We start from the raw sequence: 24,500 nt of genomic DNA, 5'->3' as shown, positions 1-24,500 counted from the left end.
ACGATAGGATGAAGTCACCTCGTGTTACATTACAACCCGTCACGAAAGACAATTGGAAGGAAGTTGTCCAATTAAAAACAACCGAGGATCAAGCCACTTTTGTTTATTCAACTGCCCTCTCTTTAGCAAAGGTAACGATCAAACCCGACGGGGAAAACGTTACCTATCTACCCTTTGCAATATATGATCATGATGTGATGGTAGGCTTTGTCATGCACGCCTACGAAGCGGATACCGCCAACATGTATTGGGTGGATGGATTTATCATTGATCAAAAATATCAAGGACGCGGCTATGGAAAAGCCGCGCTGACGGAAATTGTCTCGTATATTATGAGTCAATTTGACCAATGCGAAGAGATCCAATTGGTTGTGAAGCCGAATAACGCGATTGCGATTAAGCTATATACGGATTTCGGCTTTGAACAAACCGGCGAAACCTACGATGATGAAGGCGACCGGTACCGATACAAAGTTAACAGACCTTCAAGAAATCGTTAAAGCATCTTCCATAACGAATGAAAATAAAGCAGGGTAGGCACCCTGCTTTTATCGATGGAATCCATTATTTATCTAATTGTAAGAGATACTCTGCAACATCTTGATTCCGCGAATAGGAGAATCCTTCATCTTCATCAACAATCACAAATCCGCACTTTTCCAGAACACAAATGGATGCAATGTTATCCTTCGCTACCCGGGCATAGAGGGGACGTTTATCGACTTGGTGTAAAAACTTAGTCAATGCCGTAGTTGCTATCCCTCGCCCCCAAAACGCCTCCCCAATCCAATAGCTGATAGAGGGATGGCCCAATTGATTAAATTGGGTCAGGTGTCCAACAAGCTCTTCCTCATACAAAATTGCCTTCTTTATAATGGATGCGTCAGTTAGGATATTTGTCCAATGTTCAAAAAACGATTTCCAATTATTAGGATCCCTCACCGTAAACGCCGCCATCTTATTCGCGGCGTTACTTTGTTGGTGTTTGAAAAAAGTAGGAAGATCCTTTTCCTTCACATCACGCAGCTGAATAGTGCTATCGTATGATGGCTTCATCGAGACACCCCCTTTTCTTGACCCATCACGATCGGTTGGGTTCTCAGTTAATGGAGCTGGCATCATTCTTTCGACATCATTTGTTTATATTCGATAGCGGTTCATAGTAGGCCTGGGAGAATGTTGGGACCAATTGCTCCCAGTGTTGTTCACTCGCTTCCTCCTTGGGATTGGAGAATTCTTCGAGTAACTTCATTCCTTCAGCGGATGCATGAAGCGTCGCTGTGATCATCTGCGAATTAAAAATTGCGTGGGGTGAAAGAGATAGGGTATTTACACCCCAATACAGCCCATAATGCTTAAAATCCTGCTTGATTGTTAGCTCTTTTAAAAATAAATCCATATACTGTTGCCCAAATTGAATCCCATGTAAGGGTTCCGAGGCGATATATTCGACACCTTCACACCGTAAATCCGCCGCACAATTTAGCCACCAAGCGGGTTCAATCACACCTTCAAATTTTTGAAGCACCTGTTGTTCAAATTGCGGATGCGGATGAAGCTGCTGTTCTCTTAGGCAGGATGCCAGCACTTCCGCTTCCATGGCAGCCACAGTCATTCCTTGACCAAAAATAGGATCAAAGATGCAGTATGCATCCCCCAATACTAATAACCCCTTCGGCCAACGTTCCATTTTACTAAATTGATAGCGATGGAGATACGGTACACGATAAGCACGCGGAGGGGTCAGAGGCTCTAGATTTTGAAGAATGCTTGCGATCAGTGGACTCGGAAGTTGAGAAAGTGCTTCTTCATACCCTTTGATGTCAGTCGGAGGATAAACCCCCCCTGGTTTATACAAGGCAACTTCAACAACCTGATTTTCGATGAAGGATAAGACGCCTGTAAAGCAATTGGGCATAACATGACCCGAAATATTAATCGTATCCCATTCCTTGATCAAAGCGACTTGATCATCGGGTACACGATACCGTCTTGTACTATATCCAAGGTTCACTTTTAATAAGTCGGGTTTGGGTACATCATAGCCCCCATCCTTTAACCATGCCGCAAGTTTAGAAGAGCGTCCACTGGTATCGACAACCAAATCTGCTGCAATCGGCTCCCCTTCTCCTCTCCCATCACGGCGCCTTACACTTACCCCAGTCACCCTTGTCTGGTCATCATTGGTGAGCAGACCCACTCCATCGGTCTCGGGAAGAAGCCTTACATTTGAAAGGGTTTTGACATGCTCACGAATCACCCACTCCAGTACCGCCCGACTAAACTTGACATCATCCCGTGGAAATTTCGCCTCCATACTTCCATATGGGTTCATGTGATGCATCTTTCGATGGAGTGAGGATAAACCTCCCTGGGCAAGTAAGTCTTTTTCAAAGCCCGGAAATAGGCGATCGGTAATCACTTTCCCACGCTGGGTAAAACGATGGGGATGAAAAGCCTGAGGAGTCCCTTTGCGATGAGCCGGATTATTCGGAAACTTGTCTTTATCAATTAGAAGAACTTCCCTGTAAAATTCGGACAAGACCTTGGCTGTATACAGCCCTGCAATTCCACCCCCAATAATAACTGCCCGTGTCGCAATTGTCTCCAATGTAGCTACCCCTTTCCGACCCCTATGTTTGATTAATCCATTCCGTCGGTTTTAGAATATTTCGTTTTTCTACAGAATGTCAAGAAGTGGAATACGTCAATTCCAAGAAGGTCCGTCTTCACCGCTTACGGAAGACACAAGAATAAACGGTTAATTTTTATAATTTTAGCCCTCTACCCATACACTCTCAACCCACTCACGTATACTGCACTCATAATACGAAAAAGACCCATTGCTACACTATACTAAGAAGAGAAAGGGAGATGTTTGCTCTGACAAGTCGATTGGATCCCAAAAAGATCCCTCAATTTGTAAACCCGTTATTTATTCCCCCTGTATTGAAACCGATTGTTAGAAGAAGTGGAACGAGAGAAGTCCATCATTACTCAGTAAGAATGAGTGAATTTAAGCAACAAATGTTACCGCAACGCTATCCAAAGACCACCGTTTATGGATTCGAAGGACTTATCGAAGACCCCGTTACTGGAGAACTCCGGATTTTTCGTAGTTCACCGGGTCCAACCTTTGAAGCAACTCGAGGGATCCCTGTCCGAGTACAATGGATCAATAATCTGACCAAAAAACATCTATTCGCCGTAGATCCAACGCTCCATTGGGCAAATCCTAATCAGTTTCCTCCTCCAAAACCGCCATTTAAGCCATTTCCCTTCGGTTATGCCCGCGCGCAATTCCCTGTTCCCAGTGTTATTCACTTACACGGTGGGGAAACCCGATCCGACTTTGATGGGAATCCAGAAGCGTGGTTTACCCACATGGAGAAAAAGAAGGGAGCCGCATTTTCCACATCCCTCTACACGTATTTAAACAGACAACAACCCACTACACTTTGGTACCATGACCATACCCTTGGAATTACGCGCCTGAATACAGCGGCTGGTCTATCCGGTTTTTATCTCATTCGCGATCCTAAAAACAAGATCGAACCCTTGTTGCCACAAGGGAACTTTGAAGTTCCGTTGGTGATTCAAGACCGTTCCTTTAACACCGATGCTTCACTCTTTTTCCCGAGTCTAGGGGTGAATCCTGATGTGCATCCCTATTGGGTTCAGGATTTCATTGGCGATACCATTATGGTTAACGGAAGAGTATGGCCCAAATTGAACGTGAAGCGGCGCCAGTATCGGTTCCGGATTCTTAATGGTTCCAATTCTCGTTTTTACAATTTGAAGTTACAACATACAGGATCGAATAAGGCATATCCATTTATCCAAATTGGTACAGATGGAGGATTTCTTCGTTCCCCTGTGAAGTTAAAGGAACTATTGCTTGCACCAGCAGAACGAGCCGATATTCTAATCGATTTTTCCCCTTTCGATGCAGGAACGAAGCTAATCGTTACCAATGATGCGATTGCACCCTTTCCCGGAGGAGATCCTCCTGATCCCGACACCACGGGGAAAATCATGCAGTTTTCCATTCAAGGTGCACCATCCATTAAACCAATTCGACTCCCATCCAAACTAAATAACATCCCGAAACTTGTTCCCAATGTGCCCCCAAAAACTTTTGTTCTCAATGTGATACAGGGAGACAAAGGCCCTCTACAATTATTACTAAATGGACAGCCATTTAGGAATCCAATATCCGAGTTTCCTATTATCGGATCCACAGTGGAATGGATATTTGCCAATACAACAGCGGCAACCCATCCCCTTCATATTCACCTCATTCAGTTTCAAATCGTCAGTCGTCAAAGATTTAATAGCATGCCGTATTTAAAAGCGTGGACCAAATTAAATGGTACCCCTCCCTTCGACCGTCAACCCAAACCGCTGCCTGTAAATTCCTTCTTACTAGGTAAACCACGAAAACCTGATTTAAATGAGCAGGGTTGGAAAGATACCATTCGCGTGAATCCCAATGAAGTTACGCGTTTTCGACTCCGTTTTACTCCACAAGATGTCAACCCTAACGACGCGAAACCAGGTGTTAACCTATTCTCATTTAATCCTCTATTCGGACCTGGTTATGTATGGCATTGCCACCTATTAGACCATGAAGATAATGATATGATGCGACCCTTTCAAGTTAGAAAAAAATAATATTACTCCATTTCTTGCACACCCTTCCCTAACTAGATAACCAAATGAATGATTCATATGAGGAAAAAAGGAATGAAAAACCGCCTCCATACAGAAAAAAGCAATCCTTCCTATGCAACTTAGAAGGATTGCTTTTTTGATATGAAGCGGCAGCAAGACGAAGCGAGTACTTCTTTTAATCGATTACTTACCTAACTATTACTCAAGCATGGTGTTATAAGCCAGGGCTCTTTAGTCCAGCCTTAGTTCCTGTGATGCGTCTTTTGATTCAAAGAAGGTTCATCCTTCAAAGGCTTATCTACTCATCCACACGCTTTCCCAACTGCCTTGTATGGGACAACCAACGAATCGTCCAAATGATTGCTACCAGCAAGAAGGGAATGGTACTCATCCATAGTAATGTCTGTTCATCGGTAAACTTCACCCATTGGGGTATGATCACCATCACACTGATAAACAGCATCCCATCAATTGCATCAGCAAATGTCATCACTTGCCCACGAATTGCATTGGGAGTTTGTTGTAGCTCCACAGTAAGCAAATTGCTTGGTAGCATGACAGCCATCCATAACAAAAAGTAGGCAAGGTACCCGATCGTCCATGGCCAAAGTGCCAAAGCGATGGTACTCAATGAGGCAACAAGCAATGGGACGGCAAACCCATCGGACAAAAGTCCATCATTGGCAAATTTTCTATGCCAATGCACAGAAAAGTACGAACCAAAGGCCATACCCATCGTTGCAATAAACCGATAGATGCCGTAGGTTTTTTCTCCTCCATGAGTTGCTTCAGCCAGAATCGGAACCAATAACACATCAGATAAGCTTAAGCACTCCCAGAGGAGCGTTGAACCAAGGACTAGAAATTTAAGTGTTCGTTGCTGCCATAAATAGCGAAGACTCACTCCAATTCCTACTCCCTTCAAACCCGCCCCTCGTCTTTGCGAGACTACCTCCTGGGATACTTCCTCTTGTTTAATACGGTCTTCATTTTTTGTTGGTAGCGATATCCAAATAACGATAGCAGAAATGAAAAAGGTTCCCGCGTTAAACAATAGGAGCCACACAATCCCCTTTGTCAACAACCCTAGCGCTGCCAACCCTGCACCTACCATCCGTGCACATCCGCTCAAAACACTCATGATCCCATTGGCCTTCGGTAAATGTTCCTGTCGCACCAATGAAGGAATACTCGCTAACAGTGCCGGTTGATAAGGCAATTCCACCACACCCGCGAACAACGTCAAGAGCATCATGACAACAAGATGCTCAGAACACCCTGCCATGGCTACCGAAGTAATCCCTAAGAGGATTTGAATCAAGGTCGTTACATAGCGTCTTGAGTAACGATCAACCAACTTCCCCACCCAGAATACGAAAAGAAATTGTGGCGCAAAGCGCACGAGTAACCAGATACCATACAGCTCCACAGAGTGAGACAACGTATAGATATAGGCAGCCAGAACAATTCCTTGGGCCATATTACCAAGGTGAGAAAATGCTTCGGAGACTGCAACCATGGTAAAACTACGGTTTGCCCACAGTGGATTCCTCTTTGAAGACGGCCAACTTGGCCTGGATGAAGGGTACAATCAATATCCTCCTGTTCATTTCCTATTACTTGTTATGCAACAATATAAGCTTGAAATAGGAAACGGAGGATCCATTGATCGATTCGAATTTATAGTATTAACTAACTAAAATTCACTCAACAACGTATGGGTGATCTTAGATTCATCCGTTTCCCACAGGGAATGGGCTCTTCATAAGCCACCCCTCCTTAAATTAATGGTAATTAATTATATCATATTAATTAAATTTATAATGATTAAACTTCATAATATAACCCTATAACCCAATATCGATTGCTAATTGGGTTAACGGGATTGCAATCCCGTTAACAAATGAAAGACCTACACTACCTACACTGGCGAAGGATAAATGGTATTCTACTCGATGCAGGAAATCGTCTTTTGAAAAACCACTCGGTCTTGACCTTGACCATCGTAGTCCGGATGGATAGAGATTCCCTCCTGAACCACTGACCCGGGTATGATCGTAAAGCCAACCTTCTGGTGAAAAGCGATGGAGGATTTGTTCACTGGGGATGTAACACAGCGGATGGTAACCGGTTCGAATTGTTTCAACACTCGTTCTTCAAATTGCTGATATAACCTTCGAGCCACCCCCTGCGCCCGATAATCAGGATGCACACCCACGAAATGAATATAAGCCTCTTGGCGATGGGATGGGGATATAAACCCAACAAGAAAGCCTACCAGCCGATCTTCCTCTTCTACTATGAAACTGGTATCCTCAAAATGGCGAAAGAACAACCGCGGTAACATATCCGACATCGGACGACCGCCCCACCAATCGTTTAGCACTGAAATAATCACAGGGTAGTCGCTTTCTTGCAAATGACGAAGTTGCATCGTTAACCATCATCTCCGATTGCTTAAAATAAAAGCTTTCTTCAATCATTATCAATATCAACATTTTCATCCAACTATCTGATTCTGTTTAATTATCCCTATTCATGATCATATTTAAAGGCAAATTGATGAATGGTCTCCGCAGAAAACCACTCCTTCACCTCATAAAAACCCTTTTTCAACTGTTGTTGTTTTTCAGCACTCATCGCTATAAAGAAGTCCATATTGTAGCCATGGATCCAGGAGATGATATAGTTCATCGCTACTTTACGGGTTTCTTCTTCTTGGGTGTTACATGCTCGAATGAAATAAAAGATATTGTCTGCTTTGCTCAATTTGGAAAACAAGTAGAGGATGTTTTTCTTAGCATGTAGGGGGAGATCTTTCAAATAAAGGTCCTCGAGTAAATTAGCATGGCCCAGGACTACGTGATCGGCGAGAATGTCCCTCGCTTCACGGGATAACCCTCGTTTATCGGATTGTAGCGCCTGAAAGAAAACCTCCATGTACCCTTTAGGATCAAGCACTCCAAGTACTTTGATCGCAGAGCGATGTACCCTCGCACGTTCATGATTGACAAAAGCGGCAACCCACTGTGAATCCGATTTTGTCCCTGTCTCACCTAAACCCATGATGGCGTTGGGTAACCGCCGCAGCTCTATCTCTTTTAATTTCCTTCGATAAAAAGTAGGGAAATCGACCGCTTCCCCTTGCAAATAGTAACGCGCCATTTGCCGAATCGTTTTATTTCGATCAAGTAAAGCAAGATGAAGCTCTGCTAAGGACTGATCGGGAAAACGTTCGACACTGGTTTGTAATGCTAATTGCCTTACCGGAGGGAAAGTATCCCTTTTGATTCGTTCCAGCCAAGGCATTACCTCATCAATTTGATCGATTTTGCAAATATACTTCGCCACCTGTAACCGTATCATCCCATCATGCTGGCGCAATGCTTCGGAAATAACAAAGTGATGATCCACCTCTGGAAGGCTGATTGCTAGTTCATATGAGAATCGCCGAACCGCCTGATCCTGTTCATAGAACCCACTTATCAAAACATCCTGACTATCCGGGTGACGAAGAAGGGAAAAAATCTCTTCCACCAACGCGCTGCAGTTTTCTCGATGGTAGAGTTTAGCTAAGTGCTTGACCAGATGGATGAACTTTAGAAAATACTTTGCAGACCCCATACGTATACGCACGTTAAGAGCGAGATGAGCCTTATATCGAATGTTGGGCACACCATCGTTCATTCGCAAAAGTAGAAACGGGATTTCCTTTCCTGAAAAATGACCCGCCAAACTTTCAACCGCAGCTTCTCTTACGTATCCATTACGGTGAAAGCTACATAGCCCTAAAAAACTAACATCTGCTTCCTCTATGATCGACATCGATCTCACAACCGTTGGCGATAGTTGATGCCATTTTATCCACATGCTTAAGTTCTTGTAGTAGAGATAAGGATTCAATCTTCGTATGTATTGGTCAAGACCAATCCACTCTCCTCTACACTGCTGAAAAGCAATGTGGTCAATGGTTTCCCTTGCTGCATTTTGTATGGTTTCATCGCTTTTGATAGCAAAGGGGATTAAATATATCAGCGTATCCAAACTTTCAGTATTGGCGAATGCATGCAATATTTCTTGTTTTCGCTTTTCACACGGAGTTCGATATAGTTCATCGAATCGTTCATGTTCTTTGGTTGATAGCCCTTTCACGCTTACAGCCTCCTCATTCGAGATAACGTTCATTTCATCAAACTCTCTGAATCACTGGTGAAATCATTAAACAAAAAGTTGATAGTTAGCGATCAAGCAAGTATCTTCCAAGTGAGAATAGCCATTCCGATGTCTTTTTGAATAAGTTCTGAGCAAGGCCTTGAAACCTAACCTCTAACCTACTTCCCATCACTTCTCTATCCTATCAATGTAAAAGCCTATTCATTACTTCTCAACCTGAGGTTCACATGAATAAATCCTCTATTCCGATTTTACCATTCACTTTATGTATAATTCGTCAACCTAAACTTGAAGGGTTGACGAATTTTTGATAATCCAAACTAAACGATCACTCGTCTTCACTAACAGCTCTTATCCAAGTGTTTTCCATGCGAGGATGGCATCAATGGGAGGATGATCTTTTCCATAGCTTTTGATAAACGAGAGATTTCGATTATCGTGAAACCCTTTAAACAGGGTGACGGTATACCCCCGATTGATAAAGTCCTCTACTTCCCATCCACTACGATGCGCTTGAAATTGCTCTCCTCCCAATTGGAAGAAATCGTAGTTTTGTTGATGGAAAAATCCTCGAGGAGTAAATACGACCACTCGTTTTCTTGCGATTCTTTCAGCCATTTCTAACAGCTTAGTTGCTTCTTCTTTATCAAAGTGTTCAAGGCTATCATTAAATAGCACAGTAGAAATCGATTGATCCAAAAATAATTGACCCATATTCAAAGCGTTTTCGCAAATGGGTATGATATGAGGAAGTCTATTTTGACGATGTTCTAGATAGGGACGATGAATTTCCAATGCAATGATCTGCGCGCACTCAAATAGATGGAGTTGTTGGCATAAACCTGATCCCACATCTAACAAGCTATCGGAAGAATTGATTAGTTTTTTAAGGTGAAAAGTTACATCTTGATCATAGGTTTCATGCAGAATGAAAATCAGCTCATTTCTCAAGAGATAGCAAAAGCGTGATTCAGTTGATTCGCACCAACTAAACCACTCATACGAAAAAATACTACATATATTTATGTTTATGATCATTTGAGAAATGTGTGCTAGATTATGAGACTATTTTTAAAGACATTCAATACGGTCTCACCCACACCAACACATCAAGTTTCCCTCTCACCATAAGACCTCAGAGCCCCTATCCGATGCATGAGTTTAATCACGACAAACAGAACAAGCACCCTTTTTCTATAGGGCCATATTCTGAGAAAAAGGAGGGAAGCAGCTTATGGTGTGTCCCTATTTTACAACGCAAATCACTTATGAAGTGGGCACTGCTCCCCTTACTATCCTCTCGGCGGATTTTAATGGCGATGGATTCCTTGACCTTGCTAACACTAATAATTCCGATGCTTCTATCTCCGTGCTACTGAACAACCAGGATGGCACTTTTAGTCCGCAAACCACTTATGCTGTCGGAAATAACCCAAATGGAATCACTGCGGCAGATTTTAATGGCGATGGGTTTAATGATCTAGCCGTTGCCAATCTCGAGATGCCAGGCACCGTCTCCGTGCTACTGAACAATCAGGACGGTACATTCAGCCCGCAAACCACTTTCGCTGTCGGAAATAACCCAAGTGGAATCACCTCCGCAGACTTTAATGGCGATGGGATCATTGACCTAGCCGTTACCAACTTCCTTGATAGTACGGTCTCGATCCTTCTTGGCAATGGCGATGGCACCTTCCAGGCGCAAACCACTTATGCCGTTGGAGATAATCCCACCTCCATCACGAGTGGTGATTTTAACAGTGACGGATTTCCCGACTTAGCGCTTGTCAATTCCTTTGATGATACCATCTCTGTACTACTGAACAATCAAGATGGCACTTTCGGGACGCAAATTACCTATGATGTGGGCACAGATGCCCAATGCATCCTAGCTGCCGACTTTACTAACAATGCGATCCTCGATCTAGCTGTTACCAATTTCCTTGATAATACGGTCTCCATTCTTCTTGGCAATGGCGATGGCACCTTCCAAGCCCAAACCGCTTTTGCTACGAGTACCGGACCCAATGGAATCACGAGTGGCGATTTCAATTGCGACGGAATCCTCGACCTTGCTACGACTGCTAGTCTTGTTAATTCGGCCTCCATCCTTCTAGGTAATGGCGATGGTACCTTTGGTTCTCCAACAAACTTTGCAACAGACAATACACCCAATGCACTCACAGCAGGCGATTTTAATAACAATCATACGTTGGACCTTGCCAGTGCTAACCTTGATTCTGAGACCCTTTCTGTTCTTCTTAATGCTTGTGTCAACCCACTTACCTGCCCCGACCTTACCCTTACCAATGATCCCGGTACCTGTGTAGGAACCGTCCCCCTACCTACCACAAACCAATGCCCCAATGTGACGATCACCTGCGATGTTACTGTTGTTCCCGTTGGCTCAACCTTGGTTACATGCACTGCCACCAGTGACGTGGATACGACCAATATAGAGAGCTGTACTTTTACTGTCACGGTAAGGGATACCGAACCCCCCTCGCTCCTGGGGCTAAACGATGTTGATGTGGAGACAAATAATCCTATGGGCACCATCGTCAATTATCTGGATCCCACAGCGGTGGATAACTGTCCCGGGAAAATTACGATCTCCTGTACCCCTTTTTCAGGTTCTTTCTTTCCGATTGGCACAACCCTTGTCACTTGTACGGCTACCGATAACAATGGTAACTCTGCTACGGGTACCTTCTCGGTCACCGTCGTTCCCTTTCAGGAGGAGTGAGGCATCCTCTTCCTTTTCCTAACATCACTATCCCAAGTGTATGGAGTAAGTAACTAAAGCCAAGCAAGTAGAGGAACCCAAGAAAAAAATTGCCGTATTACAATAGAAAAACCCTCTTTATGAGGGTATCAATCAGCCAATGAATTTATATTAAATTTTTTTATAGTAAAATACAGTCGCTTCTAACCTTCCATTTGCCGATATGGCGTAATCGGGGATGGTACCGGCTTCAACGTATCCGTGAGACTTGTATAGCGTGTTGGAGGGATCACCCGAACGAGTATCCAATACCAATAGACTTTTTTCCTCTACCTTTGCACGATTTTCTAAGGTAGCCATTAAAGTACGTCCAATCCCTTTTCGGCGTTGGAGAGGATGAACCATCAACTTAGCCACTTCCGCCCGGTGAGCCCCATTCGCCTTTAACGGCAAGTGCATTTGAATAGCTCCACATACCCTGTGATTGCATTTAGCCATCCACAAGATAACATCCGGTTTACATACGCTTTCCCAGTACGCTTTTGCCTTGTCCCTACTTAACGGAGGTAAAAAACCGATGGAAGCCCCTTCGGCCACCACATCAATTAGCAGATTAATCAAATCTTCCATTAATGCATCGTCAATGGATGTAACCTCTGTAACCACTATGGACTCCCTCACGCTTCAACCCCCTTCCCATCGTTCACACCATGTTGAATATGGCCGATCTTGTTACACTCTAATGCAAACCAGACATTCCCTTTTGGATCACAGGCAATCCCATGAGGCTCAGCGGATGGTGTCGGAATGTCATACTCGCTTATGCTGCCATCGATAAGCGAAAGGTGGCCAATTTTGTTTGCATGATGCTGTGTAAACCATACCTTCCCGTCCCTTGTCGAAACGATCCCATACGGACCAGAATCCACCCTCGCCACGTTATACTCTTGTATTTTTAAGTTCAAAAAAAGACCTCCTCACACTAATTGGTGTCCAATACTTACAACCTTAAATAAAAAAGCACACGGTTCGATTCATTGATTATAATCGATCACGTGTGCTTTATGTTTTTTATGGAATCAACATCAATGAATCGATTCCCTTACTCCACCGTTACACTCTTGGCAAGGTTGCGTGGCTTATCTACATTAATACCGCGGGAGACTGAGGTATAGTACGCCAGAAGTTGCAGTGGGATCACTGCAAGAATGGGAGTAAACAATGGAAGCGTGTCGGGGATGGTGATCACCCGATCCACCGATTTCTTCAGTTCTTTATCCCCTTCAAGACCAAATCCGAGTAGGTGAGCCCCCCGGGCTTTTACTTCGATGATGTTAGAAATGGTTTTTTCCATCACATCGTGCTGGGTAGCCAGAGCAATCACTGGGATTCCTTCTTCGATCAGAGCAAGTGTCCCGTGTTTTAGTTCACCTGCAGCATAGGCCTCTGAGTGAATATAGGAAATCTCTTTTAGTTTCAAAGAGCCCTCCATCACTACTGCATAATCCAGCCCACGACCGATGAAGAAGAGGTCTTCATGTTTGGCAATCTCCTTCGCCAGTGCCTCAATCGCACTCGTCTTTTCTTCCGTTAACAGTTCTTCAACTTGTACTGCCAACTGAACAAGTGCCTCAGTGGACTGCTTCAGTTCGTCCTCTGTTCGAGTCTCCAGCACACGCGCCATGTAAAGACCTAGCAGGTAAATCGCAATTAGCTGTGAAGTATAGGCCTTGGTTGAAGCCACCGCAATCTCAGGGCCTGCCCAGGTCATCAATACTTCGTCTGCTTCCCGTGCAACTGAACTTCCCACCACATTGGTGATACCAAGGGTTTTTGCCCCCGCTTTTTTGGCTGCCCGTAAGGCAGCAAGTGTATCAGCGGTTTCACCCGATTGACTTACCACAACAACCAAGGTAGAAGGTGTGATAATGGGGTTCCGATAGCGGTATTCCGAAGCAACATCCACTTCAACTGGCACGCGAACCAACCGCTCCAGGACCGATTTTCCAATTAAACCAGCATGGTATGCCGTACCACATGCTACAAAGTGAACGTGATCAAACTTTTTCAAATCCATCTCTGTCAAAGAAAGATCCTGGGACAGGTCAATTAATCCCTCTTTGATACGTCCAGCTAACGTATCTTTGATCGCTTTAGGTTGTTCGTGAATTTCCTTCAGCATGAAATGCTCGTAACCGCCCTTTTCTGCGGTAACCGCATCCCATGTCACATGTAGTATCTCTTTTTGAAGCGCTTTTCCATCCAAGGTGGAAAGCTCTACTTGATCTGAAGTTAATACCGCCATTTCCCCATCTTCCAACACATACACATCCCGCGTATGCTCAAGGATCGCAGGAATATCTGAGGCGATAAAGTTTTCATCTTTACCAAGACCGATAATCAAAGGACTTGCCAGGCGGACCGCTACCAATTTTTCAGGCTCACGCTCACTTGTGATCGCCAGTGCGTATGCGCCCTCTAACCGTTGGATCACTTTTCTTACTGTAGAAACGAGATCGCCATCATCCATCTCTTTCAATAGCTGTGCGATGACTTCCGTATCCGTTTCAGAAAGAAAGGTGTATCCCTTCGCTTGCAGTTCTTCTTTGATTTCGATGTAGTTTTCAATGATGCCATTATGAACGACAGCAAATTGATGATCGGCATCCAGATGGGGATGGGAATTTTCATCTGACGGTTTCCCATGAGTCGCCCACCGCGTATGTCCGATCCCAATCGTACCTGAGAGAGGTTGGCGAGTTAATTCATCTTCCAACGCCGCCAAAGGCCCCTTCGTCTTTTCAACCGCTATTTTATTCTGTTGAATCACAGCGATCCCCGCAGAATCATACCCACGATATTCTAATTTACGAAGACCTTCAACCAATAGGTGCTGTGCATTTTTCGCTCCAACATAGCCAACGATTCCACACATAGATTGTCAAACCCCCTGGTTATTGGGGAGGCACTCCCCAACCAATACAACAAACGTCATCTTGGTGGCGCCCCCCTTTTTTTATCTGATGATCTGGGTCGCTACCAGCCGTTCTCTCTCGTTTAAACACCTTCTGTCCTATACACAGCATCGCGCCAACACTTTTGTCAGATGAGTCACCTCATCGATTTGTGCGTTGGCTCCACGGCTTCGATGCATAAGCCGGGAGGTATCCGCCGAAGGATCGATTTCCCTCCACCTCGTCAACTGCGTGTCCCGCAGTCCTGGCGCTTAACAACAGTTTGTACTAAGCTTGTGTACTTTTTTTCCTATACTTCACCCCCTTAACAAACATATCCCTATCTTATGCAAATATTTCAGACTTGTAAAGAATACTACCAAAAAATGTTGAAGGAAGAGGACGATTCCTCCGCCCCCTCCTTCATGGTCTGATGTTCTTTAGGCTAATTCCGTTCGAATTGCCTCTGCAATTCCGTTCACATACTCATTGAGCTGATCAGCATCAGGACCTTCAGCCATCACCCGAATTAATGGTTCCGTTCCTGATGGCCGTACGAGCACACGTCCCTCATCACCTAACGCATGCTCGACTTCCTTGATCCTTCCTTGAATGACGGTGTTGTTCTCCCAGCCGTTTTTCTCCTTGACTGGTACGTTCACTAAGGTTTGTGGATATTTTTTCATTTCTTCTGCCAGAAGATGAAGGGTCGTCCCTTTCTCCTTGACTACACGGCACAATTGCAATGCCGTCAACATCCCATCGCCAGTCGTATTATGGTCCAGGAAGATAATATGCCCCGACTGTTCGCCGCCGAGGTTAAAACCACCCTCACGCATGGCCTCCATGACATAGCGGTCGCCAACCTTGGTCTTCTCACTTTGTATTCCCAATGCTCCGGTGGCTTTAAAGAAGCCGATATTACTCATCACGGTCGTAACGATGGTATTTCCCTTCAATTCCTCCATCTCACGCATAAAGCTACCACAGATATATAAAATCTGATCCCCGTCGACGAGCTCTCCACGCTCATCCACTGCAATTAATCGATCAGCATCCCCATCAAAGGCAAGACCCAAATGAGCTTGTCTCTGTACGACTTCATGTTGAAGGCGTTCAGGATGCGTCGATCCTGAATCGACATTGATATTGATGCCATCGGGGTCGGCATGGAGCGCTGTTACATCGGCACCTAAATCGCGAAGTAAGATCGGTGCTAATTTAGAGGCTGCGCCATTGGAACAGTCCACGATAATATCCATTCCACAAAGATCGGTCTGAATGGCTTCCCGCAGATGTTCCAGATAGCGTTGATACGCTTTGGGTTGGCTCTCTACGCGACCAATCTTGGCACCTTCCGGCCTTGGAAGTTGATCTACTTGTTCAAGGAGGGATTCAATTTCTTCCTCCATCTCATCCGATAATTTAAAGCCATCGGCGCCAAAGAATTTGATGCCATTGTCCTCAAATGGATTATGGGAAGCTGAGATCATCACGCCTGCACTAGCAGTTCCCTCTCGTGTCAAATATGCCACACCAGGCGTTGAAATTACCCCCAATCGAATCACATCGACACCGATGGAAAGCATTCCTGCAACAAGGGCTGCTTCTAACATCTCCCCTGATAAACGGGTATCTCTACCGACTAAGACACTCGGTCGGGTTCCTGCCTCTTCACCATTCTTCGTCAATACATAGGCACCCACACGACCTAATTGATATGCTAACTCAGGGGTTAATTCACGATTGGCAACCCCTCGCACCCCATCTGTTCCAAAATATTTGCCCATGGTTTCCTCCTTGCTACCCATTACTCTATCTATTTGATACGTACTAAGACAGAGGGTTTCTGATTATCTTGAAGCCGGATATGGAGAGGAAGGTTTACGTGTATTGGAACACGATGTTCCCCTGCTGATAAGTTGGATACATCGATGAACGCTTCCACATCGGACTTTTCCACCTTCTTTAGTAAAGAAGGTGCCCCATATAATGTGAGGTCCAAGCGATCCAATCCCTTTTCAAGCTCTACCTTCTGTTCTGAATCCGTGCCCTTAATACGTATTGGAATCTCTTTCATTCCTTTAGTTTTCCCTTTAACAATGTGCACAGTGACATCTGTCACACTGGGTTCCACTTTCACTGCATCCCCTGATAGGGGTATGGGCAATTCAAAGGTACGATCCCCTTTCGCCTTGGACAGATCAGGCTTTGGTCCTGGGTATACATCCAGACCCTCCACATAACTTTTCGGGCCATAGACCGTCACCTGTTTTGCCCCTACCGTCACCTTCTCTACCGCATACCCTTCAGGGGGTTCTTTGCCGATTTCTACTTTTAAAGGGACCACAGCATTGGGGCCCGCGATGGGCAAGGTTACATCCACTACCCGTGGATTTACTTCAAGCCCATTGAGCACCCCATTTTTCCCGTATATTTGTAACGAGGCTGAACGGGAAATGGTTTCTTGAGCTCCGTCCGCATTAATCACCGCTTTCACCGCTGTGACTCCATCTAATGCGGATTTTCGTCCCTGAACCAGTACCTTGGAAGGTTTAACCACTGGGGCTCCGACTTTATATTGGTTATCCGGCTTACCAATGATATCCACATCGACTGCCATTTCTTTTTGTTGCTTTTCTTCAATATCCACGTTCACTTCATTGGGATCAGCCTTAACATCCAGTCCTCGTAACCCCTCAACTTTTACCGGTACATGATCATGTTTTCCCGCCCCTAACTCCCGCAAGTCAATATAGGCTTTATATTGACTGGGATTGGCCATCTTTAAAAAATTAGGGTCGCCTTGCAAAATGAGGTTGACGGTCTTTGGCATTTGGGTAATTTCATATCGATCTTTATTATAGAGGGCTTGTAGTGTCACATTATTAATGATGGAACGATCCTTCTCCCCCTTTAAGTTGCTAAAGGAAGCATCGTTGACCGACATCCACAACATAATCGCGAGGGCCAAGGCAATCAGCTTGATCACGTTGTTATTTTGTAGCCATTTATCCATCACGATCCCCCCTCCGGTTCCAGAATAAAGCGTTCCGTTCCGGGGGTTTCAGCTCTTCGTACAATCTGGAGATCAACTCTTCCTCTGATAATCCCCGTTCCAATTCGCCATGAATCGCGAGAGATATCTGACCCGTCTCTTCCGAGACAATAATCGTCAACGCATCAGATACTTCACTCATTCCCATCCCTGCTCGATGACGCGTCCCTAACTCTTTACTAATAAATGGATTCTCTGATAATGGAAGATAACAACCAGCGGCCATAATTTGCTCACCACGAATGATCACAGCCCCATCATGTAAAGGCGTATTGGGTAAAAAGATATTGATCATCAGCTCTGAACCCAATTTGGCCTCAATCGAAATTCCTGTCTCAATATAATCAGATAAGCCCGTTCGCCGTTCAATCACAATCAATGCACCAATTCGCCGTTTGGAAAGGTGAGTGACTGCTTTAATAAGCTCACTCGCGATCTTGGTTACCACTTGGTCTTCAACCTGACTCCCACGACTAAAGAGACGGCCACGACCCAATTGTTCCAATGCACGGCGTAACTCAGGCTGAAAAATAATAATAATCGCGATAACGCCCACAGAAAAGAGGTTCTCCATCAACCATTGTAAAGTGGTTAACTGGAAAAAGCTCGATACCATCCACGCAACGATGACAATCGAGATCCCCTTTAACAACTGAACTGCCCGTGTGCCCCGCAGCAGCATTAATAATTTATAGATGACATACGAAACAATCAGAATGTCAACGATATCATTTACGTATTGGGTCAATCCATCCAGTGCTTGCATGAGGCCCCTCCACAGTCAATTCCTTTCGTTAGTATGCTTCCGGTCGGCATCACCAAATTCCTCCCTCTTTAAACCATTATGCGATAACTGAAAGCAAAAAGAAATGGTCATGCCGAGGAAACCGATTTTCATTCATACGAAAGGTTAGGAAACCATGGAATTAAAGGGTGGCAGCTAATTGATGTTGTAAGGCTTTTCGGCCTCGATAAACTCTTGTTTTAACGGTAGTCACTGGTAAATGAAGGATCTCGCTGATATCGGATAAAGGAAGATCACCCATGTATCGTAACATCATCACCATGCGATAACGTGGAGGTAATCCATTAATGGCACGGCTAACTTCTTGCTCTTGCTCTCTTTTTAATAATAATTCCTCAGGGGTTAATTCAATGGATAACACACGGTTATACATATCCCTTCTCATCCCCCCTGTGCCTGGATCATCTAAGTGAAAATCAGCCTTCTTTTTACGCAAGCGATCAATGCATAGATTAAGGGTAATCCGGTAGATCCAAGCTGAGAAAGATTGAGAAGGTTGAAATCGATGTAAATGCAGATACACACGAAGAATCACATCCTGCACGACATCTTCCGCCTCTTCCGTTTGGTTCAGTTTCCTTCGTGATACCAAAAATAATCGTTTGCGGTAGGGATGTATTAACTCGACAAAGGCTTGATCATCTCCCGATTGGGCGCGGTGGATTAGTTCTCTTTCTTCTTCTTCCCTCAAAATTTTTCGCCTCACGGTTCCTTTAGACGGTTGTGGATCACTCAAAGCTGACCCTTTGTACAACGCGTCTCCACCTCTCTATACTGAATTAGAGTTGTTTTCATTTCTTTACCATCTTATCTGATGGTTCGACCATTTTCTACAATTTTTCTCATTCATACCGGGAGAACCCTTAATATAGATCAAAGAACCTATTATGATTAATCGAAAGGTACTAGACTGTTGGCTGATTTCCATAAAACAAAGAGCCCTTATTTTAAAATAAGGGCTCTTTGTTTTCTTTCCTATGGTCCCTTCGCATTGCAATTAACCGGTATTACGTAATCCTGCGGCAATTCCATTAATAGTGAGCAATACTTGCTCTAGTTCCTCTTCCCGCTTCGCTGGATCCTTTTCAGTACGAGATGAACCAAGTAGGTGCACCTGGATAAAGCTTAAAGGATCAACATAGGGATTTCGCAAACGAATGGATTCTTGAATCACGGGGAGGTGATCCAAAATTTCCGTTTGTCCCGTGATTGCCAACACAATATCCTTTGTTTTCTTATATTCTTCCTCCATTTGCTGGTAAATCGAATCACGAACCTCAGGATCCGTTGCCAACGTGGAGTACTCTCGTGCAATGACCAGGTCAGCTTTAGCCAAAGCCATCTGCAAATTATTAATTAAGGAACGGAAATAGATCCAGGATTGATACATTTCCTGTAAGAGATTCAGACCATCAGGTTGAGAAACGATGGTCGATAGCCCAGAGCCCGCTGCAAACCAAGCAGGAAACAAGTTTCGACTTTGCGTCCATGAAAATACCCAGGGAATGGCACGTAGATTTTCAAATGCACGGCTATTTTTGCGACGAGTCGGGCGGGAACCAATTTTTAATTCCCCAATCTCAGGTAGCGGTGTCGCATCATTAAAGTAATCAAGAAAACGCGAATCACCAAAGACCAGTTCTTGATAGGTAGTTAGGGAATGAGCGGATATGTCCGTCATCGTCTTGATCCACGTTGACTGTGGCGTCCCCTGTTCCCCTTGTCTTGAAGAGGCGTGAGAAAGGAGTAAAGCAGAAGTGGCTTGTTCCAAACTCCGAAAAGCAATGGGCTTTAAGGAATAGCGAGAGGATAGGACTTCCCCTTGTTCGGTGATTTTCACACCTCCTGCTAGGGTAGAAGGGGGTTGTGCCTGGATGCTTTGATTAAGCGGACCTCCTCCACGCCCTAAAGCGCCTCCGCGCCCATGAAAGAAACGTACATCCAATCCATTTCGTTTCGATAACGCATAGAGCTCTTCTTGTGCCCGATACAACTCCCAGTTCGCTGTTAACATCCCGCCATCTTTATTACTATCCGAGTACCCTAGCATGATTTCCTGGTAGGGCTTCTCTTTCATCAGTCCGGGCACATACGCAGGATGACGATAATAAGCTTCCATGATCTCAACGGAGCGGTGTAGATCATCAATGGTCTCCAACAACGGAGCGACATGGAGTCGAGAAGTAGGGGAACCATGATGTTGCCGCCACAATCCTACCTCTTTAGCAAAGAGTACCACTTCGAGCAGATCACTGGTGCCCTGGGTCATACTGATCAAATAATTTCGGATGGATTCCTCGCCAAACTCTCTTTTCGCACGAACAATTACAGCGAATAAATCTAGGCACTTGCGAGTCTCCTTAGAAAAATCCATAAAACTTGAGGTCAACGGTCGTGGATCCTGTAGTAAGTCTGTCAACAGATCAATTTTCTTCGCCTCGGATAACTCACTATAATCATCGACAATCCCCTGGGAAGAAAGAATCTCTGTCAACGCGCTTTCATGCTCCCCACTATCCTGACGGATATCAAGGGTCAACAAATGAAAGCCAAATAGTTCTACCTGACGAATGAATGTTCCCAAATCTCCATCAGCGATCGCATGAGCGTTGTGTCCACGTAAAGATTGATCGATCAATTTTAGATCGTCCAGCAATGCTTCTGCGTTCTCATAGGAACCACGATCTTTTTGTCCTAACCGAGTATGTTTCAACCGAGCCAACATAAAAGTGCACTTACAACGATAGGGCTCGTCATCGTTTCTCCATTCGCCTTCGCCAATATCATCCAAGGTAACTTCACCTTGATCCTTTTCCATGGACGCCAGCAATGCAGGAGAAAATTTCACAACCCGTGTAGAATGACTTAGTTTCTTAACCAGTTGGTTGAGGCGATTCTCATACTTACGAATCACCGTCTCTCTCTGTAGTTGCAACGTATTCCAGGTTACCTCGGGTGTCACCCAGGGATTTCCGTCCCGATCCCCACCAATCCATGATCCGAAGGTAAGATAGCAGGGCACATGCCAATCTCGTTCGGGATAAACATGATGCAATTGATGCTCTAATTCTCGATGCACCTGGGGTATCACATCAAATAAGGTTTCATCGAGATAATAAAGGCCATTGCGGACTTCATCCATCACCGTGGGTTTTCGTTGGCGCAATTCATCACTTTGCCACAGCGTAATGACCTCACCCTTAATTTCTGCGCGAAGATTTTTGTATTCTTTCTCGGTTAGCAAAGGGTTGTCCATCGCTACTACCCTTTGAGAAATCCGATGATGAATGTCGAGTACGGTTCGTCTCACTGCTTCAGTAGGGTGAGCCGTCATCACCAGCTCAAGAGAAAGTTGATCTAATATTTGTGCGACATCTTCGGCATCCATCCCTGTCTCCTTCAAGGAACGAATGGCACGTTCGATAGACCAACGCTGGGCATCTTGGTCGCGTCGATAGGCTCGATGTCGGCGAATTCGGTGATTTTGTTCAGCAATATTCACCAATTGAAAATAAATCGCAAAGGCACGAATGACATCTCGACGCATCGGTGGAGAAAGTTGTTTGATCTCCTCTTTACATTGCTCCAATAACTCAGGAAGGTCAGCGGTTCGCAATTCCTTGGTCATCTCCCGAATCTTTTCGACTCGGTCTAGAAGTTCTTGGCCGCCGTGCATTACCAATACTTCCCCCAAGATATTACCTAAATAGCGAACATCCTTCCGTAGAGGCTGATCCTTCTCATGTTGCTCAAGCTCATGTAAACCACTACTCATCGAGTCGTCACCTCACTGTTTCACATTTCCCATGATAATGAAATGGATTGTCCCCTATTGTAACAAAAGTTGATGAAAATTGTGTGGATTCCCCGGATATCCATTCATTACAAAACACCGCCCTTTAACCAGGCGGTGTTTTTCTCATAATATTTTTTCACCAAAAACGGAACCAATTAAGGCCACAGCGGCTTCTGCTGTGCAATTTTTCCGATCAAGAATGGGGTTCACCTCAACAAATTCAGCCGAAGTCAATATCCCTGCATTACTTAACATTTCCATCGCCAAATGACTTTCGCGATAACTAATCCCGCCTGGAACAGGCGTCCCGACTCCTGGAGCGTCTTTAGGATCCATTCCATCTAAGTCAAGACTAAGATGGACGCCATCCGTTCCATCCGTCACAATGGCAATCGATTCTTCAATGACACGACCCATTCCCATCCGATCAATGTCATGCATTGTAAACACACGAATGCCCTTATCCCTTATTAATTGGCGTTCTCCTTCATCTAATGAGCGTGCTCCAATCACTACAATATTTTCCGGGTGAACTTTGGGGGCAAATCCACCAATGTTCACAAGATCGGGATGGCCAATCCCCAGGCTTACCGCGAGCGGCATTCCATGAATATTGCCAGTAGGGGAGGTATCGGCAGTATTTAAATCCCCATGGGCATCAAACCAAATCAGCCCCAAACGCTGCCGTCGTTTGGCTACACCTGCCACTGTACCAATGGCAATGCTATGGTCGCCGCCTAAGACAAGGGGAAAACGCCCGTCTGATACAATATCATCTAGAATCTGGGTCAATTCTTCACTGACGGATGTAATTTCACTGAGATATTTTAATTGGTTCTCTCCAGCATCATAGGTCTCCGGCGTTGGTACCTGAAGGTTTCCAATGTCCTTCACATCAAAGCCGAGCATGGACAGCTTCTCCTGCACAGAGGCATAACGAATCGCACTCGGTCCCATATCAACACCTCGTCGGTCTGCACCCAAATCCATGGGTACACCCACGATGGTTATTCCTTGACGTTGTTTATCCTTCTCCATCAGTTAATCCCACCTCAAATATGGATCAATATACTCTTCTTATTTTACCACATAAAGCGTATTTATCTCAGCCAGAGCACTTCTTATCACGCTTACTCACACATCTATGCAGTCATTTGCAAACCAATAAGTATAAGGGAGAATACATGAATAACAATGAATTTATGAACTCACTTGATAAACTGATTATCACTATTCATTCCCTAAAATTCATCCGCTTGCTCTCATTATTCCCATTCGCAGTTTTTTTGCACCGGCCCATTTGCATGAATATGCTTCACAATTGTTGAAGTTCTGCTTATTGATAGACCTTTCCTATTGCTTAAAATCGCTCGTTTCTAATCCGTTATCGATCCCGCAGTTAAACAACACAAAAAGATCCAAGGTATGAAAACCTTGGATCTTTTTGTGCTCATTTGGAGCGGAAGACGGGAATCGAACCCGCGACCCTCGCCTTGGCAAGGCGATGCTCTACCGCTGAGCCACTTCCGCAAGAAAAATGGTGAGCCATGCAGGATTCGAACCTGCGACACCCTGATTAAAAGTCAGGTGCTCTACCAACTGAGCTAATGGCTCTTAATGGCTGGGGCGGAAGGGATCGAACCTTCGCATGACGGAGTCAAAGTCCGTTGCCTTACCGCTTGGCTACGCCCCAACAGGGTAATAATGGTGGAGGGAGTAGGATTCGAACCTACGAAGGCGGAGCCGGCAGATTTACAGTCTGCTGCGTTTGGCCACTTCGCTATCCCTCCGAAATAATGGTGGACGATGACGGGCTCGAACCGCCGACCCTCTGCTTGTAAGGCAGATGCTCTCCCAACTGAGCTAATCGTCCATGTGGTGACCCGTAGGGGATTCGAACCCCTGAATGCCAGCGTGAAAGGCTGGTGTGTTGACCGCTTCACCAACGGGCCGTTCTGGAGCTCCCAACCAGACTCGAACTGGTGACCTCTTCCTTACCATGGAAGCGCTACTACCGACTGAGCTATGGGAGCATATGGCTCCTCAGGCAGGACTCGAACCTGCAACCTACCGGTTAACAGCCGGGCGCTCTACCATTGAGCTACTGAGGAACAATGGGAATATAGCTAACCTCAAAAGCGACAAGATATATTATATACCCTATCTACTTTCTAAGCAAGAGGCTTTCAAAGAGTTACACCCTGAAAACCGGATTGGAGTAAGCGTTTAAGAATGAATGCAGGAGAAGTCCTCGACCGATTCGTATCTGTCAGCTGAACACATTGCTGTGCTTACACCTCAGACCGATCTACCTC

The 24,500-nt window shown here is 44.9% G+C and carries 18 protein-coding genes and 8 tRNA genes; 3 read left to right on the top strand and 23 right to left on the bottom strand.

Annotated features, from left to right (window positions below):
* The first annotated feature begins 8 nt into the window (after window positions 1-8).
* Window positions 9-500 carry a GNAT family N-acetyltransferase gene (locus CHX35_RS12955; RefSeq protein WP_091838062.1) on the top strand — a complete coding sequence of 164 codons (492 nt, stop codon included), beginning with the start codon at window positions 9-11 and terminating at the stop codon, window positions 498-500.
* 64 nt (window positions 501-564) lie between these two features.
* Here CHX35_RS12955 and CHX35_RS12950 read toward each other — a convergent pair whose 3' ends face one another.
* Both CHX35_RS12950 and CHX35_RS12945 read right to left on the bottom strand, forming a co-directional pair.
* Window positions 565-1,056, bottom strand: coding sequence for a GNAT family N-acetyltransferase (locus tag CHX35_RS12950; protein WP_091838060.1), 492 nt, complete (start codon window positions 1,054-1,056; stop codon window positions 565-567).
* Window positions 1,057-1,132: 76 nt separating this feature from the next.
* Window positions 1,133-2,611, bottom strand: a complete 1,479-nt coding sequence (locus CHX35_RS12945) for an FAD-dependent oxidoreductase (RefSeq protein ID WP_091838058.1) — start codon at window positions 2,609-2,611, stop codon at window positions 1,133-1,135.
* A gap of 263 nt (window positions 2,612-2,874) precedes the next feature.
* Between CHX35_RS12945 and CHX35_RS12940 the strand changes: the two genes are divergently transcribed.
* A complete protein-coding gene (locus CHX35_RS12940) occupies window positions 2,875-4,674 on the top strand; it encodes a multicopper oxidase family protein (protein ID WP_091838057.1) in 1,800 nt (599 codons plus the stop codon).
* 298 nt (window positions 4,675-4,972) lie between these two features.
* On the opposite strand, the gene CHX35_RS12935 is transcribed toward CHX35_RS12940, so the two are convergent.
* From CHX35_RS12935 to CHX35_RS18100, 4 genes are all read right to left on the bottom strand, one after another.
* On the bottom strand, window positions 4,973-6,265 hold the full coding sequence (locus CHX35_RS12935; RefSeq protein ID WP_140413619.1) for an MFS transporter: 1,293 nt from the start codon (window positions 6,263-6,265) through the stop codon (window positions 4,973-4,975).
* Window positions 6,266-6,622: 357 nt separating this feature from the next.
* Window positions 6,623-7,108, bottom strand: a complete 486-nt coding sequence (locus CHX35_RS12925) for a GNAT family N-acetyltransferase (protein WP_091838052.1) — start codon at window positions 7,106-7,108, stop codon at window positions 6,623-6,625.
* Window positions 7,109-7,206: 98 nt separating this feature from the next.
* A complete protein-coding gene (locus CHX35_RS12920; protein WP_091838050.1) occupies window positions 7,207-8,826 on the bottom strand; it encodes a HEAT repeat domain-containing protein in 1,620 nt (539 codons plus the stop codon).
* Between the two features lie 372 nt (window positions 8,827-9,198).
* Window positions 9,199-9,885, bottom strand: a complete 687-nt coding sequence (locus tag CHX35_RS18100; RefSeq protein WP_342743136.1) for a methyltransferase domain-containing protein — start codon at window positions 9,883-9,885, stop codon at window positions 9,199-9,201.
* Between the two features lie 196 nt (window positions 9,886-10,081).
* Between CHX35_RS18100 and CHX35_RS12910 the strand changes: the two genes are divergently transcribed.
* Complete coding sequence (locus tag CHX35_RS12910) at window positions 10,082-11,593, top strand: FG-GAP-like repeat-containing protein (RefSeq protein WP_091838047.1); 1,512 nt, start codon at window positions 10,082-10,084, stop codon at window positions 11,591-11,593.
* A 150-nt stretch (window positions 11,594-11,743) separates the two neighbouring features.
* Here the strand turns inward: CHX35_RS12910 and CHX35_RS12905 are convergent, their stop codons facing one another.
* From CHX35_RS12905 to CHX35_RS12825, 17 genes are all read right to left on the bottom strand, one after another.
* On the bottom strand, window positions 11,744-12,202 hold the full coding sequence (locus CHX35_RS12905; protein ID WP_091838262.1) for a GNAT family N-acetyltransferase: 459 nt from the start codon (window positions 12,200-12,202) through the stop codon (window positions 11,744-11,746).
* A gap of 47 nt (window positions 12,203-12,249) precedes the next feature.
* On the bottom strand, window positions 12,250-12,537 hold the full coding sequence (locus tag CHX35_RS12900; protein ID WP_091838045.1) for a Vgb family protein: 288 nt from the start codon (window positions 12,535-12,537) through the stop codon (window positions 12,250-12,252).
* Window positions 12,538-12,674: 137 nt separating this feature from the next.
* Window positions 12,675-14,507, bottom strand: a complete 1,833-nt coding sequence (gene glmS / locus CHX35_RS12895; protein ID WP_091838044.1) for a glutamine--fructose-6-phosphate transaminase (isomerizing) — start codon at window positions 14,505-14,507, stop codon at window positions 12,675-12,677.
* 459 nt (window positions 14,508-14,966) lie between these two features.
* The gene (glmM, locus tag CHX35_RS12890; protein ID WP_091838042.1) at window positions 14,967-16,316 is read right to left on the bottom strand and encodes a phosphoglucosamine mutase; all 1,350 of its coding nucleotides are present in this window, start codon (window positions 16,314-16,316) and stop codon (window positions 14,967-14,969) included.
* Between the two features lie 29 nt (window positions 16,317-16,345).
* Window positions 16,346-17,545, bottom strand: coding sequence for a CdaR family protein (locus CHX35_RS12885; protein WP_091838040.1), 1,200 nt, complete (start codon window positions 17,543-17,545; stop codon window positions 16,346-16,348).
* Window positions 17,538-18,350 carry a diadenylate cyclase CdaA gene (gene cdaA / locus CHX35_RS12880; protein ID WP_091838039.1) on the bottom strand — a complete coding sequence of 271 codons (813 nt, stop codon included), beginning with the start codon at window positions 18,348-18,350 and terminating at the stop codon, window positions 17,538-17,540. The genes CHX35_RS12885 and cdaA overlap by 8 nt, the downstream gene beginning before the upstream one ends.
* 160 nt (window positions 18,351-18,510) lie before the next feature.
* Window positions 18,511-19,143 (bottom strand): sigma-70 family RNA polymerase sigma factor, encoded by a 633-nt coding sequence (locus CHX35_RS12875; protein WP_091838037.1) that lies wholly within the window; start codon window positions 19,141-19,143, stop codon window positions 18,511-18,513.
* A 243-nt stretch (window positions 19,144-19,386) separates the two neighbouring features.
* A complete protein-coding gene (gene ppc / locus CHX35_RS12870) occupies window positions 19,387-22,164 on the bottom strand; it encodes a phosphoenolpyruvate carboxylase (protein ID WP_091838035.1) in 2,778 nt (925 codons plus the stop codon).
* A 144-nt stretch (window positions 22,165-22,308) separates the two neighbouring features.
* The gene (gene rocF, locus CHX35_RS12865; protein ID WP_091838033.1) at window positions 22,309-23,223 is read right to left on the bottom strand and encodes an arginase; all 915 of its coding nucleotides are present in this window, start codon (window positions 23,221-23,223) and stop codon (window positions 22,309-22,311) included.
* Window positions 23,224-23,640: 417 nt separating this feature from the next.
* A tRNA-Gly gene (locus CHX35_RS12860) sits at window positions 23,641-23,715 on the bottom strand.
* 8 nt (window positions 23,716-23,723) lie between these two features.
* Window positions 23,724-23,799: transfer RNA gene (locus tag CHX35_RS12855), tRNA-Lys, on the bottom strand.
* Between the two features lie 4 nt (window positions 23,800-23,803).
* Window positions 23,804-23,878 (bottom strand) — tRNA-Gln (locus CHX35_RS12850).
* Between the two features lie 12 nt (window positions 23,879-23,890).
* Window positions 23,891-23,975, bottom strand: a tRNA-Tyr gene (locus CHX35_RS12845).
* A gap of 7 nt (window positions 23,976-23,982) precedes the next feature.
* A tRNA-Val gene (locus CHX35_RS12840) sits at window positions 23,983-24,058 on the bottom strand.
* 3 nt (window positions 24,059-24,061) lie between these two features.
* Window positions 24,062-24,137, bottom strand: a tRNA-Glu gene (locus CHX35_RS12835).
* A 4-nt stretch (window positions 24,138-24,141) separates the two neighbouring features.
* Window positions 24,142-24,218, bottom strand: a tRNA-Thr gene (locus tag CHX35_RS12830).
* 3 nt (window positions 24,219-24,221) lie between these two features.
* Window positions 24,222-24,296: transfer RNA gene (locus CHX35_RS12825), tRNA-Asn, on the bottom strand.
* Window positions 24,297-24,500: the final 204 nt, after the last annotated feature.

The organism is Marininema halotolerans (assembly GCF_900116235.1).
GTDB lineage: Bacteria > Bacillota > Bacilli > Thermoactinomycetales > DSM-45169 > Marininema > Marininema halotolerans.
Note: the sequence above shows the minus strand (reverse complement) of the source record. Positions and strands in the feature narration are given on the sequence as shown.